The organism is Ruegeria sp. HKCCD7628, assembly GCF_057221005.1.
On record NZ_JBWVBA010000004.1, the window covers coordinates 147,420 to 164,351 of the forward strand.

The window sequence follows — 16,932 nt, forward strand, 5'->3', positions numbered from 1 at the left end:
TACCGACAAGTTTCGCCGCCCTATGGTGTTTCCACACCCCATACAGGCGGAGATGACAAAAAATGGCGCAAAAAACGCTGCTGAAAGGCCGTGTGCTGAGCTTTGAGGGCTCGCCCTTTGACGGCAACCCCACTGATGCGGTGAAAATCAGTGAGGCGGTTCTGATCGACGGCGACCGCATTGCCGGTGTTGGGGAGGCCACTCGCCTGCGCGCAGATTACCCTGAGGCAGCGGTGGTCGATCACGGAAAGCACGTGATCATGGCCGGATTCGTGGATGCGCATGTGCATTACCCGCAGACAGCGATGATCGCCAGCTGGGGCAAACGCCTGATCGACTGGCTGAACACCTATACCTTCCCCGAAGAGATGAAGTTCGGCGACCCGACCTATGCCGCCGAGATTGCCAACCGCTATTTGGACCTGACGGCGGCACACGGCACCACCACCATGTGCAGCTTTTGCACCATTCATCCCGAAAGTGTGGACGCGTTTTTCACCGCAGCCCAGGCCCGCAATCAGCGGGTGGTCGCGGGGAAAACCTGTATGGATCGCAACGCGCCCGAGGGGCTGCGGGACACGGCGCAGACCGCCTATGACCAGTCGCAGGCGCTGTTGGAGAAATGGCACGGAATAGACCGGTTGTCCTATGCCATCACGCCGCGCTTTTCACCCACCTCGACCCCTGAACAGCTTGAGGCCATGGGCGCGCTTTGGGCCGAGCATCCTCATTGCCTGATGCAGACCCATCTGAGCGAGCAGACCGATGAGATCACATGGGTCCGCGAGCTGTTCCCCGAGGCGCGGGATTATCTGGATACCTACGAGAAATTCGGCCTGCTGGGATCGCATGGCGTCTACGGCCATGTCATCCATTTGGAGGCGCGCGAACGGGATCGTCTGCGCGAGGTGGACGCGGCGTTGATCCATTGCCCGACCTCGAATACGTTCATTGGCTCGGGCCTGTTCGACATGACCGGGTTGATGCGCGACGGGCATCGGGTCGGGCTGGCCACGGATACGGGCGGTGGGTCGAGCTTTTCGATGCTGCACACGATGGCCTCGGCCTATGAAATCGGCCAGCTGCGCGGCGCGCCTCTGCACGCGGCGCAACTGTTGTGGTTGGGCACTGTCGGGTCAGCGCGGTCGCTGCGGCTGGACGACCGGATCGGAAACGTTGAGCCGGGTATGGAAGCGGATCTGGTTGTGCTCGATTTGGCCTCAACCCCTGCTATCGCCCAGCGCGAAGCTTGTGCGGACGATATTTGGGAGGCGATCTTTCCAACCATCATGATGGGTGACGACCGCGCCATAGCAGAGGTCTGGGTCGGGGGACGGGCTGTTTCAATTTGATGGGCCTGCGGCCCATGCCTCCGGCGGGGATATTTTGGCCAGATGAAAAGCGGATCCGTACCTAGTCCGCCAACGCGCGGGCGAGGCGGTTTTGGGTTTCGATGATTTTAGGCAGGTCCAGCGTTGTGATCTGCCCGTCGCGCACGATTTGGCGGCCTTCGACGAACAGGTGTTTGACCTTCATCGGACCGGACAACAACAGCGCAGCCTTGTCCCAGCTGCCTGCGCTTTCGATGCCACGCGTGTCCCAGATGGCAATGTCGGCGCGTTTTCCGGGCTCTAGCCGGCCACAATCAGGGCGGTTCAGCACATCCGCACCGCCGCGCGTGGCGATTTCCAGTGCCTCGCGGGAAGACATCGCATCGGCTCCGTTTGCGACCCGTTGCAGCAGCATGGTTTGCCGGGCTTCAAGGATCAGGCTGCCATTGTCATTGCTGGCCGAGCCGTCCGCGCCCAGACCCACCGGAACGCCGCGATCCCGCATCGCCCGGACCGGGGCGATCCCAGACCCCAGACGGCAATTCGAACAGGGGCAATGGGCGACGCCGGTTTGCGTGCGGGCGAACAGGTCAATCTCGGCCCCGTCCAGCTTAACGCAATGGGCGTGCCAGACGTCCGAACCCGTCCAGCCCAGATCCTCGGCATATTGCCCCGGACGGCAGCCGAATTGCGCCTGAGAATAGGCGATATCCTCGTCATTCTCGGCCAGATGGGTGTGCAGCATCACACCCTTGTCCCGCGCCAGAACAACTGTATCCCGCATCAAGTCGCGGCTGACCGAGAACGGCGAACAGGGGGCCAGCCCGACGCGGCACATTGCGCCTTCGGACGGATCATGGAAGGCGTCTACCACGCGGATCATGTCGTCTAGGATTACCTGTTCCTTTTCAACCAAAGCGTCCGGTGGCAAGCCCCCGTCGCTTTCGCCAATGCTCATCGCGCCTCGGGTCGGGTGAAAACGCAGGCCAATCTGGGCCGCCGCGGCTATGGTATCGTCCAATCTTGCGCCGTTGGGGTAAAGATACAGGTGATCAGAACTCAGGGTGCAGCCCGACAAAGCAAGCTCGGCCAGCCCGATCTGTGCCGAGACAAACATCTCTTCCGGCCCAAATCGTGACCAGATCGGGTAGAGCGTCTGCAACCACCCAAACAGCAATGCATTCTGCCCATTGGGGACAGCACGCGTAAGGGTCTGATAGAGGTGGTGGTGCGTGTTAACCAGACCCGGCGTGACGACGCATCCGGCTGCATCGTGCACGTCCCCCAGCGTTGTCAGCCCTTGGCCAATCGCAGCAATCTGACCGCCCCGGACCAAGATATCCGCACCCGCCAGTTCACGGCGCGCGTCATCCATGGTCAGGATTGAATCTGCGTTTTTGATAAGGAATTCTGTCACTTCGCCCTCCTTGCACATGCCCGTTTCATGCATGGAGTGCGATGGCTGGCGGAAAACGGGCTCAAGAACCAGCGGGATGAACGCTACCTGACCATCGCCCCCGCATCAACCTGTTTCAAACGTCGTGCAGAATGGCCAGCGCCTTGGCATGCAGGTCAGCATTCGCCGCAGCAAGCACGCGTCCACCCTGATGTGCCGGGCCACCTTGCCAGTCAGTTACGATACCGCCTGCAGCCTCGATCACTGCGATGGGTGCCTGAATATCATAGGCATTCAAGCCGCATTCAATCACCAGATCGACCTGCCCCGCTGCCAACAACGCGTAGGCATAACAATCCATGCCGTAACGTGTCAGGCGTACGTGCTGCGCTACGGATTCAAATCCTGCGCGTTCTTCCGAAGTTCCCACCTCGGGGAACGTGGTAAACAAAACGGCTTGATCCAGCGTTTCTGTCGCGCGCGTCTTCAAAGGTTGCGTACCAGTCGGACCTGAGACCTCGGCAGTATCCGCCGACCCTATGAAACGCTCGCCAATATAGGGCTGATCAATCACCCCCATGACGGGTCCGTCCTGAGTGCTGAGGGCAATCAGAACCCCCCAAGTCGGAGTACCACTGATGAAGCCTCGGGTTCCGTCGATCGGATCCAACACCCAGGTTCGACCGCTGAGACCCTCGACCTGCCCATATTCTTCGCCAAAAATGCCATCGTCTGGACGGTGACGCGCCAGAACCGCCCGCATGGCTTGTTCCGCCGCCCGATCCGCGACAGTGACCGGGTCAAACCCGTCAGTCAGCTTGTTCGAGGTTTCCAGATCCGGTTTCCGGAAAAAAGGAAGAATGACCTCGCGCGCGGCGTCGGCCATTTCCTGTGCTACTTCTATGTCACTGAGCGAGATCTGTTGCATGCGACACCCGTGAGGATCACCGGCATCAGAGTCAACCCGCTAATTCAAGCAACGTCGCTGAGAACCCGAGCCAGTTCGAAAAGACGGCGGCGCTGGTTTTCAGGAATCGCATAATACGAGCGGACCAGATCCAGTGCTTCCTTGTCCCCCATCAGATCCGCAGGAACCGATTTCTTGCCAGCGGTTTCTTTTTCGGCCTCTTCCAGACCTTCAAAGAAAAAGCTGACCGGAACATCTAGCGCCTCGGCAATGTCCCACAGGCGGGATGCGCTGATTCGGTTAGCCCCTGTTTCATACTTCTGGATTTGCTGAAACTTGATACCAACCTGCTGCGCCAGCTGCTGTTGAGTCATCCCAATCAGCCAACGGCGATGCCGTACGCGCTTGCCCACATGGACATCGACGTGATGGGTCATCGGTATTCTCCTCTACTACACACAACTCCCAGGGACGCACGGCGTACACCACCACCGCATCACTAGCGAGTCGCGCTTAACCACTCCCTAATTTGGAACATGCCCCCAAATCAGCACCATAGCGCAATATTGCGCCTTTTGGTGATTTTTTCAAGCGGGTTGAATCGAGATTACCCAACAATGGTTTACGGTTGTGCAATCGCAATAGACATAAACGCATACACGCATTGCAATATTATGTAATTCCTGCGCTGCCTTAGGCTGTCTCGCCCGGTAATGAATTGACAACGGCAGGACAAACCGAATCTATGCCGCAAACACGGAGCGAGTTGATGCAGGCTTTTAGAATCGAAACCACCGGGGCCGAACCCCGGCTGTGCAATCTGGACATACCCGAGCCCGGTCCAGGAAAGATTCGCGTTGCCATCAAAGCCTGTGGCCTGAATTTTGCCGATCTGTTGATGCAAAAGGGTACGTATCAGGACACGCCTCCGGCCCCATTCACCCAGGGCATGGAAATCGCTGGGATTGTCGACAGCTGCGGGCCCGACGTCACGCACCTTAATCCGGGCGATCGCATCGCCATCTATTCAGGCCAAGGTGGGCTAGCCGAGTATGGTGTATTCGAGGCTGCGCGGGCGATCCCGATGCCAGACAACATGAGCTTTGAAGACGCCGCCGCGATCCAGATTGCCTACGGAACAGGGCATATGGCTTTGGATCACAGAGCGCAGCTGCAACCGGGCGAAACACTTTTAGTCACCGGCGCCGCCGGAGGCGTTGGCTTAACTGCGGTTGAAATCGGCAAACTTATGGGGGCTACCGTCATCGCGCAAGCACGTGGCTCTGAAAAGTTGGAGGTGGCCCGCAAGGCGGGAGCTGATCACTTGATTGATAGCTCTGAAGACCTTCACATGCGGGTCAAGGTACTGGGCGGCGCTGATGTCGTCTATGATGCAATCGGCGGCGATGTGTTCAAAGCCGCATTTCGCGCCACAAACCCCGAAGGAAGATTAGTGCCAATCGGCTTCGCCGGCGGCGAAGTCCCGCAAATCCCAGCGAATCATCTGCTGGTCAAAAACCTGACCGTCATAGGTTTTTATATCGGTGGGTATCTGAACTTCCGCCCGGAAATCGTGCAAAAGAGCTTTCAAACCCTGTTCCAGTGGCATACCGAAGGGCGCATAAAACCTTATATCAGTCATACGTTTCCGCTGACCGAAGCAGCCAGAGGTTTGCAGATGCTACGGGATCGGACCGCGACCGGAAAAGTCGTGATCACTATCTGAACCCCCTACCCCGCGACCGCCTTCAAGGGCGTGCCGACCAACATGCGGAAATTTTGACGGACCAAAGCAGCCAGGGCCTCGACCACATCACCTCGGCCCGCCTCTCCACCGTACAAGTTGATCATCTGCACAGGCAGATCGGGCAAAGCACCGCCGGAGTCGATAAGCTCGAGATGTGCGGCCTCGGTCCCTTCCAGCATCGCGCTTACAGCCAAGTCGGCACTGACCGTTGCCTCGATTGTACGATCATCTTCGGCGTCGACGGTCAGTTCCCAGGGAATGTCCTGTGCATCAAGGGCGCTGATCACCTTGGGTCGGAAAAGGCACCGGCGCCCCTCGGCCAAGGGCAATGGACGCTTACGCCAAGCAGACCCATTCGGCGCACCGACCCAGCGCAAAGGCAATTCTGCGATCGACTCAGCACCATCGGCCGCCCCGCCCTCGGTTGTCAGGATCAAATCACATTCGCCTTTCTTGAACATATCCTTGAGCTGCAATGAGAAAGACGACACCAGTTGGATGCGCACCCGAGGGAAATCTGCATTGAACTGCTTCAAAACACGCGGAATGGCCGGGTATACGATGTCATGCGGTACACCAAGCACGACTTCTCCCTCATAGGCTTGGTCCGTCAGCTTCGAGATCACCTCATCATTCAACGCGACCATTCGCCGTGCGTACGCCAACAGCTGTTCGCCCGAGGGTGTCAGCGCAATGGTCCGACCGCTGCGGTCCAGCAGATCCAGACCCAAAAGCTCTTCCAAACGCTTCAGCTGCATTGAGACGGCAGATTGCGTCAGATGCAGGAACCCGGCGGCGCGAGTTACTCCGCCTTGGTCGGCTACAGCCACGAAGGATCGCAGCGTCGTAATATCGAGATTTCGCATCTTCACGATTCCTTATGGATCAGATCAAAAACATTCATTTTTAAAATGTGTCACACCACGCCATATAAATCAAGGAAGTTGATGAGACAGGCGATATTCATCGCAAATAGAGGAAAGGACATAAATTATGACCCAAGTTGCACTCCACCACCCCTGTCCACCGCGCCGCCGGTTTGGCTTGAAAACGTTGCTGGACGCCGTGTCTTTGTATCGCCAGCGCTGCACCCTGGCTCGGCTGGATGCCCGCGCGTTGGAAGACATCGGAATCACCCGCGAACAGGCCGAGGCAGAGGCCTCGCGCAAAATCTGGGATGCGCCGGAATTCTGGCAAAGATGATTTTTAAATTGATCTTTTTTCCTGGAATGGCGATCCGCATCAGCAGGTCGCCATTTTTGTTGTCAGTTTTAACCGGAATCCTGCGCTAAACCCTTGAAAGCTTGCCCGCAGTTGCCGATATTTGCGGGGAACGCCGCCCTCTTGCGGGCGCGCTAAGAATTAACGAAGGGAGACCCTTTTATGGCACAATTTGACACGATCCGGACGGCGGCCGGCGCGCGCGCTGCCCAGATTGACGAGGGCCTGCGCGCCCACATGAATAAAGTCTACGGCACCATGTCCGTCGGCATGCTGATAACATTTGCGGCGGCTTGGGCAATTGCCGGCCTGGCAACAACAACCGACCCATCGGCGGCAGCGGCGCAACTGAGCGCTGACAAATACCTGACATCGCTAGGTGCCGCCCTGTTTTCATCGCCGCTGAGATGGGTGATCATGTTCGCGCCGCTGGCCTTTGTTTTCGGCTTTAGCGCCGGGATCAACCGTATGTCGGCAGCAGCTGCGCAGACGGTATTCTACCTGTTCGCAGCCGTTATGGGCGTTTCGATCAGCTGGATCTTCTTGGTCTTTACCGGCGAGTCGATCATTCAGGTCTTCCTTATCACTGCCATCGCCTTTGCGGGGCTGTCGCTGTATGGCTACACGACCAAGAAAGATCTGTCGGCGATGGGCACGTTCCTGATCATGGGCGTGATTGGTCTGATCGTAGCATCGATCGTGAACATCTTCATTGCATCCTCGGCCATGGCCTTTGCAATCTCGGTCATCGGTGTGCTGATCTTCGCTGGACTGACCGCATACGACACGCAGAACATCAAAACCACTTACCTGCAAATGGCCCATTCGGGTGATCAGGAATGGTTGGGTAAAGCAGCGATCATGGGCGCACTGAGCCTGTATCTCGACTTTATCAACATGTTTATGTTCCTGCTGCAGTTGTTCGGCAACCGCGAGTAACGCGGTCTTCAGACCACGCAATTCAGGGCGAGCCAATGGCTCGCCCTTTTTTTCGCGGGCTATTTAGTACTCCAAAAAAGGCCCCCACCATCCAGTGAGGGCCTTTCGTCTTAGACGGCTTAAAGAAAAGATCAGCTGCAGTTCAGAGGAACAGCAAAGCCCGAGCTGCGCTGCGACGACCCTTTGCGGAACACATTACCCGCAGGCAAACAACCAGTGAACTGTTCGGCGTTACGACCGAAGGCTGCGCCGATTTCGTTGTCGATACGAGTCGAATTATTCGCGGTGCGTAAGACACCATACAGCGTTCCGTTTACGCTGACTGTGCTAAGGAACAGGTTTGTGTCTGAACCGGTCAGCACGACTGAATTGGCGTCACTGCGGCCGCCATTGTCAATCGCGATCCGTGCGATTTTCTGCGGATCGGTTTCGCTTGTCGTCACGGGCACCGCCGGCAAGACGGCGAGTTCTGCGGGTACGTTCGTTGCATCAGGCAGGAAGGCGACCGCACCCGGAACATCCGCAATTGTCCGGGGCTCACCATCAATGCCGGTAAAGCCGACACCTGAGCGATTGTAAGGGTCTTCACAGGCCGCAAGGGCCAGAACGGTAGCTGTGGATAACAAGATTTTTTTCATGACGGCCAACATTTTGGAACGATTAGCTGAAGCGTATGAGAAAGGCGTTCCAAAAAGCAACCCGCAGCCGTAGCGAATAGCTTTACGGCTGATGCGCCGTTGCAACGGCACAGATGCAGCACAAGGTCGTCCGAGATCCACCATCCAACCAGTTTCAAACGAAAAAAGGCCCCGTAAACACGAGGCCTTCTAAGCTGTCCAAGAGGGACGGCAGATTACTTAATCTTGCCTTCCTTATACTCGACATGTTTCCGAGCGACCGGATCGTATTTACGAATGGTCATTTTCTCGGTCATGGTACGCGCGTTTTTCTTGGTCACGTAGAAGTGGCCCGTGCCCGCGGTCGAGTTCAGACGGATCTTGATTGTCGTCGGCTTCGCCATGGTTATCTCCTGCGTCCGAAAAGGCAGGGGCCTTTCGGTTGAATTCCTATGAGCGTGCGCTTTTACCCGGTCGCACAGCCGAGTCAACCTGAATCGGTGTCTTTTCCGCACAATTCCATCTGACGCGCGACGGCCGAACCGTGTCGATTTGGTGGGATCACGGTTCCGTGATACAGTTCTGCGGTCGGAGCAAGCCAAAAGGCTGCATTCCGGCGGGATGCACGAGGCATCGGATCACAGGCAAAACCTTGGGGTAGCGCGGTTTTATCATGCCGTACACTTGGGGGGCTATTATGACGGAATGGGAACTTCAGGCCGAGGAATTGGCCAATTGCAACTGCAACTTCGGTTGCCCGTGCCAATTCAGCGTTTTGCCGACGCATGGCAACTGCGAAGCGGTTGTTGTTTATGATATCCAAAGCGGCCACTACGGAGACACCGATCTTGCGGGAATCCGCGCGGCAGGCGTCTACTATTGGCCGGGCCCGATTCACGAAGGCAACGGCCAAATGCAATTGGTGATCGACGTCTCGGCCTCGGCCGATCAGCGGGCGGCGATGCAAGCTATCATGACTGGTCAGGACACGGATGAAATGGCGACATTCTGGTTCGTCTACAGCGCCATGGCACCAACCAAACACGAAACACTCTATGTACCGATCGAGTTGAGCTGGTCCCGCGAAGACCGCACAGGCCACGCAAAGGTTCATGGTGTCTTCGATCTTGAGGTCAATCCGATTCCACATATCGTATCGGGTCTGCCCCATCGGGCATCCATACAATTACCGAATGGGTTTGAATATCGTCAGGCCGAGGCCGCCTCGGGGAAAGCACAGACAACGGGTGGCGAGATCAGCCTGAGCTTTGACGCCACCCACGCGCATTTGGCGCATCTTAACATATCAGGCCACGGCGTTCTTGGCGCGTGAACAGGTGCGATCATGACCTCTGAGAACGAGCCGGCCTCGGCCGGAGCCATTGATCGTGTTTTACGCCATGACCGACTAATCGTGTTGCTGAGTGTCCTCGCAGTCGTCCTTGGCGCTGCGTGGTACACAACAGTTGGCATTGGTATGAACATGTCCGCAGTGGACATGACCCGCATGGCCGGACCGATCGGAGAGCCAATGACAATGGCAGGTCAAACGGCGTGGTCCCTGCCCTACGCCATCCTTATTTTTCTAATGTGGTGGGTGATGATGGTCGCCATGATGACACCCAGCGCTGCTCCTACCGTTTTGCTTTATACCGCGATCAAACGCATGGGACCAGAAAAGGCCCGGTCCGCTGTCCTGAGCATGGTTTTTCTGAGCGGTTATCTGGTGACTTGGGCGGCCTTCAGCGCATTGGCAACAGGAGCGCAATGGGGGTTGGAACAAGCCGGGTTATCCGACGGGCCGATGATGACGATCCGATCCCGAACCTTTGCCGGGATTATTTTGTTAGCGGCCGGGCTCTATCAACTGTCCAGCCTGAAAACTGCATGCCTGCGTCATTGCCGCAACCCTGCGCATTTTTTGGCCGACCACAGCAGACCGGGTGCAGTTGGCGCCTTTCGTACCGGCGTACTGCATGGGGCATATTGCCTTGGGTGCTGCTGGGCGCTGATGCTGCTGCTGTTTGTTGGCGGCATTATGAACCTTTATTGGATTGTCGGGATCGCCGTGTATGTCGCGCTGGAAAAACTTATCCCACATGCAAGATGGCTGGTTCCCCTGACCGGCATTGCCTTGATCGTATTCGGTGCTTGGTTGATCGCAGGGCTTTCGATTCCGGTGACGTGATCAAAATACTCGGCTTTCGGGGCCGGCCAACTTAAGGGTCCCCTTCATTTTTTCAGGAGGTAGACATGCCAATTTTCATTACTTACGCCACTTATTCGCAGGGCGGTGTCCGTGGGATGCTTAAGAAGCCGGCGGATCGGACGGGACCGGTGAAAGCTCTTTTAAAGAAAGTCGGAGGCAAGTTATTGGCTTTTTATGTGACAACTGGCGAAAACGACGTGGTTGTTATCAGCGAGGCACCGGACGGAACTGATGCGGTCGCCGTCGGCATGGCCGTCGCAGCCTCGGGCGCAGTTTCCAAGGTCGAGACAGTTCGCGCATGGAAGGCCAAAGATTTTGTCGCGATTCAGAAAAAAGCTGCCAAACTTGCCGAAGCCTATTCACCCCCGGGCAAGTGAGCAGGGAATATGCGCGGAGGGCCTGTAAGCCGGATCTTGTTCCGGGGTTACCCCCTTCGATGACCATTCCTCTAGGCCGTGCATTGCTGCGCGGCTCAAGCTGCCAACCCGGTCCCTCTGGGCCAAGACAGGCTTAGCGGCGGTATCGGCGGGCGCCGACCGGCCCGCGCGGGGACCCTATTTGGCATTGCTCCCGGTGGGGCTTGCCGTGCCACCGCTGTTGCCAGCGGCGCGGTGGGCTCTTACCCCACCGTTTCACCCTTACCACACGCGTGTGGCGGTCTGATTTCTGTGGCGCTTTCCGTCGGGTTACCCCGCCCGGGCATTACCCGGCACCGTTGTCTTGTGGAGTCCGGACTTTCCTCTCGGGCCTTGCGACCCCAGCGGCCATCCGGCCCTCCGCGCGTGGGCTGGGTAGGCTTTGGGCCAGGCGGCGTCAAGGGTGGATTGGTTGGTAGAAGGGGCCAGCCCCTTCTTGGCCTGCGGCCAATTCAACCCCGAGGTATTTTTGGCCAGATGAAGGACGGATCAGGTTCTAGGGGATAAGCGCGGCGAAATCGGCAGGGTGCAAAGGGCCTGTTGCACTTGGACGGTGACGCAGGCGCACAGTTGCCAGCAGCGTATCGTCGTCGGTTTGGGCAGTATAGCCTGCGGCGCGGGCAGCAGCGCGGAACGCCTCTTGTGTGAGGTTTTGTGGACAATCGCCTGCGCCCGATTGGGCGGCAAGGGCTTGGTGTTCCAGCCGAGACCAGGGAAAGCGCGGGCCGGGGTCGATCTTGCGACCCGGAGCCATGTCGGAATGACCGATCATGCCGGATGGCGGGATTTTCCAGCGCGACAAGATCGCGAGCAGAAGGGTTTCGAGTGTCGCCAGTTGCGGCTCGGAAAAGGGGTGGTCGCCGCGATTGTCCAGCTCGATCCCGATCGAGCGCGAGTTGATGTCAGTTTGGCCGCGCCACTCACCTGCCCCGGCGTGCCAAGCACGGTCTTCTTCGCGCACCATCTGCCAGAGCGTGCCGCCACAACCGATCAGGTAGTGGGCGGACACCTCGTATTGCGGGTCGCAGAGGCGATCCAACGCCGCCTGGGCGCTGTTCATTGCGGTATAGTGCAGAACGACCAGCGACGGCCCCAACCCGTCTCTGCGTGAGCCGAAATTGGGGGAAGGGTGCCAGATCGGATTCAGGTCAGTTGTTGACGGCACTGCGAAACGCGCTGGGGTTCCAGCCGCAGGCATACCCGTCTCCGTCCGGGTCCAACCCCTTACGGTCGCGCTGCGGGCCACCATTGGACAGGAACTCGATCTGTGCTTGATCCGCCGACGGGAATTTTGCGCAATTCCTTTGCGCCTTGGCCTGCAGGTTGAACCCTGCCCGACTATAGAGCTGCGTACCAACCGGATTTGAAGTGCTTAACGCGTATTGCACAATGTTGGGCTGTCCATCGGTGCCCCGCTGAGGGATCGCTGTTGGGGCAACCACCTCGTAGGTTTGACGATTCTGTTCGATCCGTGCCGCATCTGACTCGATGGAACGGCGGTCAGATACAGCCCCAAAATCCTGCTCATCCGAGATGGCGTTGTTGCTCGGAAGCTCTGTCGCAACCGGAGCGGTCAAAGGTGCACCAGAGGCAGAAGTACTAGCCAAAGCCGCCGCAGTAGCAGAGGCCAGGTCTGCGTTGTCTCCCGATGGGGGCAGTGCTGTACCCGGCGCGCCAAGCGCCTGCTCTGACACGTCCACTGGGCCGACCAGAGGGTTGCCCGTGTAGCCTTGGCCAGCCAATTGGGCCTCACGCTGGGCCTGATAAGACGGTGTATTGAAGTCGGTCCCCTGGATCGGGGCCACCGTGTTGCAGGCGGCCACAAACCCGATTGCGGGGATCAGAAACGTAAATCGCATCCGGCTGCTCCGTGTTGTCTTGCCTGCGCCCAGACCTACCACCATTTGCCCGGCTTGGCCACAAACCCGGCGGCGTTTTCCAGCGCGTAGGCCGTGTTGAGCAGATCACCCTCTTCCCAAGGACGTCCGATCAACTGCAGACCCAACGGCAGACCCTGTGCGTCCAGACCTGCCGGGACAGAGACACCGGGCAGGCCCGCAAGGTTCACGGTGACGGTGAAGACGTCGTTCAGATACATCTGCACCGGATCGGCTTCGGTCATCTCACCCAGCCCGAACGACGCCGACGGGGTAGCGGGCGTCAGGATTGCGTCGACACCTGCGGCAAAGACGTCTTCGAAGTCTTTCTTGATCAGGGTACGTACGCGGCGGGCGCGGTTGTAGTAGGCGTCGTAGAAGCCCGCCGACAGCACATAGGTGCCGACCATCACGCGGCGCTGAACTTCGTGACCGAAGCCTTCAGCGCGAGTTTTCTCGTACATTTCGGTGATGCCATCGCCCTGCGCCAGCGTGGCGCGGCGGCCATAGCGGACGCCGTCATAGCGCGCCAGATTCGAGGACGCCTCGGCCGGGGCAATCACGTAATAGGCAGGCAGCGCGTACTTGGTGTGCGGCAGCGAGATATCGACGATCTCGGCCCCAGCAGCTTTGAGCATCTCGGCGCCATCTGCCCAGAGCTTTTCGATCTCGGCCGGCATACCGTCCATACGGTATTCCTTAGGGATCCCGATTTTCTTGCCCTTGATGTCGCCGGTCAGCATCGCCTCAAAGTTCGGCACAGCCAATTCGGCGCTGGTGGAATCCTTGGGGTCATGGCCACACATGGTTTCCAGCATGATCGCCGCATCGCGCACGTTTTTGGTCATCGGACCGGCCTGATCCAGCGAGGACGCAAAGGCCACAATGCCCCAGCGAGAGCAACGGCCGTAGGTCGGCTTGATGCCGGTAATGCCGGTAAACGCGGCGGGCTGACGGATCGAACCGCCAGTGTCGGTGCCGGTTGCGGCCAGACACAGGTCAGCCGCCACAGCAGACGCCGAACCTCCCGACGAGCCGCCAGGTGTCAGTTGCGCGTCGTCATTGCCGCGCCGCCATGGGCTGACCGCGTTTCCGTAAACCGAGGTTTCGTTGGACGAGCCCATGGCGAATTCGTCCATGTTCAACTTGCCCAGCATAACAGCCCCGGCATCGGCCAGTTGCTGAGACACAGTGGATTCGTATTCCGGCTTGAAGCCTTCCAGAATCTTCGAGGCCGCCTGAGAGGGCACGCCCTTGGTGCAGAACAGATCCTTGATGCCGATCGGCAGACCACACATGGAAGGCGCGTCGCCTTCCTTGATCCGTGAGTCCGCAGCCTTGGCGCGTTCCAGCGCGATCTCGGGCGTTTTGTGGACAAAAGCGTTCAGCGCGTCGGCGTCATCAATCGCTTTCAAGCAGGCTTCGGTCAGCTCGACCGAGGTCACATCACCCTTGCGCAGCGCGTCGCGGGCCTCGGCCAGGCCCAGTTTGTTCAGATCGCTCATGTCTTACTCCACCACTTTGGGGACTGCGAAAAAGCCCTCGCGCGCGTCAGGGGCGTTGGCCAGAACCTTGTCCTGCTGGTTTCCGTCGGTGACCACATCCTCGCGCCGTTTCAGGCGCATCGGCTCGACCGAGACCATGGGCTCGACACCTTCAACATCTACTTCGTTCAGTTGCTCGATGAACCCAAGGATGGTGTTGAATTCGGATGCCAGCGCGGGCAGCGCGTCATCCTCGACCTTGATCCGGGCCAGTTTGGCCACCTTGGCGGCGGTGCTTTGGTCAATCGACATCGGAAAACCTCATATGCGTTAGGTGGCGTTTACCTGTCTGCCGCCCCGGTCGCAAGAGCGGCAGGGGGCGGATTTACCCGCCTTTCGCCCCGGCGACCCAAGCCGACTACAAATAGAGCATAGCCGTCATGCAAAAAATAAACCGATTAGTTCACTTTGCCCCTTGAAAAACTAAACTGAACTGTTCACTTCATACTCACGGAAACGCACAATCGGAGTAAGACGATGAAAACGTTCATGACCGCCCTTGTATTGACCTCGACCCTTCTGGCAGCGCAGGCACAGGCATTCGGGCCGACCATGGGCAGCCTGACCCGCGACCTGACCTTCCCCGAAACGGTCTCGGAACCTGTCTCTCAAGATAAAACGAAGCTCGGTAAGTGATGTGACCCCCTTCGTCCGGGTCGGGTCCTCCTCTCCCCGACCCGGATTTTATACAATCGCCTGCTGCGCTTAATCTGATGACACGCTAGGATGGACACAAAGTCAGCCATTCGACGGAGCACAAGATGAACCCGCGCAAACAAGCAGTTCTGGACGCGATTGACGCGGCCAACGCACAAGACCCCAATCTGGAAGATGGCCAACCTGCCGCCCTGCTCTACGGTCAGCGCATGACCGCCGAGTTGGACCGGCTGTTCCCAAACGCCTCGGACCCACTGCAAATCGCGGCGCGCGGTCAGCATGTGGAACGTTGGAAGCTTGCCCGCAGTGAATACCCCGAAGGTCGTGCGGGCTATCTGGCATGGCGCAAAGCGCAAGCGGTTCATCACGCCGAAGTCGTCGCCGGGTTGATGGAGCTTAGTGAATATGGCGCCGGCGACATCGAAGCGGCTGAGCGAATGCTGCGCAAACAGGGCATCAAGCGCGACGACGAGGTTCAGGCGCTGGAAGATGTGATCTGTTTCGTGTTTCTAAAGTGGTATTTTGCACCCTTCGCCGCAAAGCACTCTGCCGAGAAAATCCAAAGCATCGTCGAAAAGACCGCCCGTAAGATGTCTGACGAGGGTCGCACGCGGGTATTGACGGAATTTGACCTACCCAAAGAGCTTGCCGCCGCTTTCGAAAACTAACGCAGACGTATCATGTGCCTGCGATAGACCTCGATCATCCAGCCCAGCATGGTCGCATTCAGGATGTGCCACATGAAATGTGTACCCGACGGCAGATGGCCGCAGATCGGTTCATCCAGCGCTCGGAATGTAATTGAGGCGATAAGGATTATCGCGCCGATGGCCAGCCCTTTGGCCGTTTCCGGAACGCGCGTGCGCAACAAGAAAGCGTAGATCAGGATCAGCAACGGGACCGGCGCATAGGCCGCCGACCCGCCGAGACCCGGCACGAGTTGGAACACAGGTATGGTCGCGGCTGCATACGGGGTAAACAACGCCGTAACGATGGCGGCAAAAAGCGGCCGCATCTGCCAGACATCACGGTTGATCGCGAAAATGTAGACCAGAATATACAGCAGGATAGGCGCGACATCCGCCAGCGCCGCCCAGACCTGTGCATGTGTGTGGAACAGATAGCTGCCCACGCCGATCGCAGCCAGAATCGCCACCAGGGCTACGGCCAGCGGCATCCCCTGCCCCCGAACGCGCATCCACATAATCAACGCGGCAACCAGAAAGGCCGCGTTCGTGACCGCATTTATCGGCTCGGCCCAATAAGCGGGCGACAACCGTTCGCAATACCCGTCAATTTCCTGAAACCAGTCCATGAATTTTTACATAGCCGATGCTAGGTTGAAGCCAACAGACTGATTGGGAGGTTTTTTCATGAATATCATCTGGCTGGGTCACGGCAGCTTTCGCATCGAGACCGAAGGGCAAGTGTTGCTGATCGACCCGTGGCTGACCGGAAACCCGGTTTTGCCCGAAGACCAGCACGACGCAGCCCTTGAGGGGGCAACCCACATCCTGTTGACGCACACACATTTCGACCATGTCGCGGATGTTGTGTCACTGGCCAAGCACCTTAAGGTTCCAGTCGTCGGCCAATACGATTTGATGGGGTATTGGAGCGAATCCGAAGGGATCGAAACCGTGGGCTTCAACAAAGGTGGCACGGTAAACCTGAACGGCGTGATGGTGTCGATGGTTCCCGCGTCGCACAGCTCGACCTTCTCTACGCCCGATGGTTTGCGCACCGGTGGCAGCGAAGTCGGGTTCATGATCGCGGGTGATGGGCACATGCTATATGTGTCTGGGGATACGGACATAATGGCCGACATGGACTGGATGGGCGACTACTATAAACCCGATATCGGCATCCTGTCGGCAGGCGGGCATTTCACCATGGATATGAAGGGGGCTGCATACGCTGCCAAGCGGTATTTCAATTTCAAAACCGTGATTCCATGCCACTACAAAACATTCCCGATCCTGGAACAATCCGCGCAAACGCTGATCGACAGGCTGCCCGGTGTAGACGTGATCGAGCCCGTGGTGATGCAGCCGATCAAACTATAGCGCAC

21 protein-coding genes and 1 other RNA gene are annotated in these 16,932 nt (G+C 58.2%); 10 read left to right on the top strand and 12 right to left on the bottom strand.

Features of this window, described 5'->3' with window-relative positions; translation table 11 throughout:
• The first annotated feature begins 62 nt into the window (after positions 1-62).
• Positions 63-1,352 (top strand): guanine deaminase, encoded by a 1,290-nt coding sequence (gene guaD, locus AC2TAD_RS11205; RefSeq protein ID WP_480867719.1) that lies wholly within the window; start codon positions 63-65, stop codon positions 1,350-1,352.
• 61 nt (positions 1,353-1,413) lie between these two features.
• Here the strand turns inward: guaD and AC2TAD_RS11210 are convergent, their stop codons facing one another.
• From AC2TAD_RS11210 to AC2TAD_RS11220, 3 genes are all read right to left on the bottom strand, one after another.
• Complete coding sequence (locus AC2TAD_RS11210) at positions 1,414-2,748, bottom strand: 8-oxoguanine deaminase (RefSeq protein ID WP_480867721.1); 1,335 nt, start codon at positions 2,746-2,748, stop codon at positions 1,414-1,416.
• A gap of 115 nt (positions 2,749-2,863) precedes the next feature.
• The gene (gene hisN, locus AC2TAD_RS11215; protein ID WP_170753205.1) at positions 2,864-3,655 is read right to left on the bottom strand and encodes a histidinol-phosphatase; all 792 of its coding nucleotides are present in this window, start codon (positions 3,653-3,655) and stop codon (positions 2,864-2,866) included.
• Between the two features lie 44 nt (positions 3,656-3,699).
• Positions 3,700-4,071, bottom strand: a complete 372-nt coding sequence (locus AC2TAD_RS11220) for a helix-turn-helix domain-containing protein (protein WP_170352458.1) — start codon at positions 4,069-4,071, stop codon at positions 3,700-3,702.
• Positions 4,072-4,403: 332 nt separating this feature from the next.
• On the opposite strand from AC2TAD_RS11220, the gene AC2TAD_RS11225 reads away from it, so the two are divergent.
• Positions 4,404-5,360: an NADPH:quinone oxidoreductase family protein gene (locus AC2TAD_RS11225; RefSeq protein WP_480867723.1), complete on the top strand. Its 957-nt coding sequence runs from the start codon at positions 4,404-4,406 to the stop codon at positions 5,358-5,360.
• Positions 5,361-5,365: 5 nt separating this feature from the next.
• Here the strand turns inward: AC2TAD_RS11225 and AC2TAD_RS11230 are convergent, their stop codons facing one another.
• Positions 5,366-6,247, bottom strand: coding sequence for a LysR family transcriptional regulator (locus AC2TAD_RS11230; RefSeq protein ID WP_170352456.1), 882 nt, complete (start codon positions 6,245-6,247; stop codon positions 5,366-5,368).
• Positions 6,248-6,374: 127 nt separating this feature from the next.
• On the opposite strand from AC2TAD_RS11230, the gene AC2TAD_RS11235 reads away from it, so the two are divergent.
• Positions 6,375-6,584 (top strand): DUF1127 domain-containing protein, encoded by a 210-nt coding sequence (locus AC2TAD_RS11235; RefSeq protein WP_209195018.1) that lies wholly within the window; start codon positions 6,375-6,377, stop codon positions 6,582-6,584.
• Between the two features lie 180 nt (positions 6,585-6,764).
• Positions 6,765-7,541 (top strand): Bax inhibitor-1/YccA family protein, encoded by a 777-nt coding sequence (locus tag AC2TAD_RS11240; protein ID WP_170352454.1) that lies wholly within the window; start codon positions 6,765-6,767, stop codon positions 7,539-7,541.
• A gap of 131 nt (positions 7,542-7,672) precedes the next feature.
• On the opposite strand, the gene AC2TAD_RS11245 is transcribed toward AC2TAD_RS11240, so the two are convergent.
• Positions 7,673-8,179, bottom strand: a complete 507-nt coding sequence (locus tag AC2TAD_RS11245; RefSeq protein ID WP_480867725.1) for a hypothetical protein — start codon at positions 8,177-8,179, stop codon at positions 7,673-7,675.
• A 215-nt stretch (positions 8,180-8,394) separates the two neighbouring features.
• Positions 8,395-8,562: a 50S ribosomal protein L33 gene (rpmG, locus tag AC2TAD_RS11250; protein ID WP_010441901.1), complete on the bottom strand. Its 168-nt coding sequence runs from the start codon at positions 8,560-8,562 to the stop codon at positions 8,395-8,397.
• Positions 8,563-8,855: 293 nt separating this feature from the next.
• On the opposite strand from rpmG, the gene AC2TAD_RS11255 reads away from it, so the two are divergent.
• The 3 genes from AC2TAD_RS11255 (at position 8,856) to AC2TAD_RS11265 (ending at position 10,744) form a co-directional block, all read left to right on the top strand.
• The gene (locus AC2TAD_RS11255) at positions 8,856-9,491 is read left to right on the top strand and encodes a DUF1326 domain-containing protein (protein WP_170753217.1); all 636 of its coding nucleotides are present in this window, start codon (positions 8,856-8,858) and stop codon (positions 9,489-9,491) included.
• A gap of 12 nt (positions 9,492-9,503) precedes the next feature.
• Positions 9,504-10,346, top strand: coding sequence for a DUF2182 domain-containing protein (locus AC2TAD_RS11260; protein ID WP_480867726.1), 843 nt, complete (start codon positions 9,504-9,506; stop codon positions 10,344-10,346).
• A gap of 65 nt (positions 10,347-10,411) precedes the next feature.
• Positions 10,412-10,744, top strand: coding sequence for a GYD domain-containing protein (locus tag AC2TAD_RS11265; RefSeq protein WP_480867727.1), 333 nt, complete (start codon positions 10,412-10,414; stop codon positions 10,742-10,744).
• A 9-nt stretch (positions 10,745-10,753) separates the two neighbouring features.
• Here AC2TAD_RS11265 and rnpB read toward each other — a convergent pair.
• From rnpB to gatC, 5 genes are all read right to left on the bottom strand, one after another.
• Positions 10,754-11,147, bottom strand: an RNA gene (gene rnpB, locus AC2TAD_RS11270) — RNase P RNA component class A.
• A 132-nt stretch (positions 11,148-11,279) separates the two neighbouring features.
• On the bottom strand, positions 11,280-11,981 hold the full coding sequence (locus AC2TAD_RS11275) for an N-acetylmuramoyl-L-alanine amidase (RefSeq protein ID WP_480867729.1): 702 nt from the start codon (positions 11,979-11,981) through the stop codon (positions 11,280-11,282).
• Positions 11,932-12,642, bottom strand: coding sequence for a hypothetical protein (locus AC2TAD_RS11280; RefSeq protein WP_170352448.1), 711 nt, complete (start codon positions 12,640-12,642; stop codon positions 11,932-11,934). The genes AC2TAD_RS11275 and AC2TAD_RS11280 overlap by 50 nt, the downstream gene beginning before the upstream one ends.
• 35 nt (positions 12,643-12,677) lie before the next feature.
• On the bottom strand, positions 12,678-14,165 hold the full coding sequence (gatA, locus tag AC2TAD_RS11285; RefSeq protein ID WP_480867731.1) for an Asp-tRNA(Asn)/Glu-tRNA(Gln) amidotransferase subunit GatA: 1,488 nt from the start codon (positions 14,163-14,165) through the stop codon (positions 12,678-12,680).
• Between the two features lie 3 nt (positions 14,166-14,168).
• On the bottom strand, positions 14,169-14,456 hold the full coding sequence (gatC, locus tag AC2TAD_RS11290) for an Asp-tRNA(Asn)/Glu-tRNA(Gln) amidotransferase subunit GatC (RefSeq protein ID WP_170325838.1): 288 nt from the start codon (positions 14,454-14,456) through the stop codon (positions 14,169-14,171).
• Between the two features lie 225 nt (positions 14,457-14,681).
• On the opposite strand from gatC, the gene AC2TAD_RS11295 reads away from it, so the two are divergent.
• The gene (locus AC2TAD_RS11295) at positions 14,682-14,840 is read left to right on the top strand and encodes a hypothetical protein (protein WP_480867733.1); all 159 of its coding nucleotides are present in this window, start codon (positions 14,682-14,684) and stop codon (positions 14,838-14,840) included.
• 125 nt (positions 14,841-14,965) lie between these two features.
• Entirely contained in the window at positions 14,966-15,529 is a 564-nt protein-coding gene (locus tag AC2TAD_RS11300) for a DUF4202 domain-containing protein (protein WP_170352445.1), read from the top strand.
• On the opposite strand, the gene AC2TAD_RS11305 is transcribed toward AC2TAD_RS11300, so the two are convergent.
• Complete coding sequence (locus tag AC2TAD_RS11305) at positions 15,526-16,176, bottom strand: ceramidase domain-containing protein (RefSeq protein WP_480867735.1); 651 nt, start codon at positions 16,174-16,176, stop codon at positions 15,526-15,528. The genes AC2TAD_RS11300 and AC2TAD_RS11305 overlap by 4 nt on opposite strands.
• Before the next feature lie 58 nt (positions 16,177-16,234).
• Between AC2TAD_RS11305 and AC2TAD_RS11310 the strand changes: the two genes are divergently transcribed.
• Entirely contained in the window at positions 16,235-16,927 is a 693-nt protein-coding gene (locus AC2TAD_RS11310; protein WP_480867736.1) for a metal-dependent hydrolase, read from the top strand.
• The last annotated feature ends 5 nt before the right edge of the window (positions 16,928-16,932 follow it).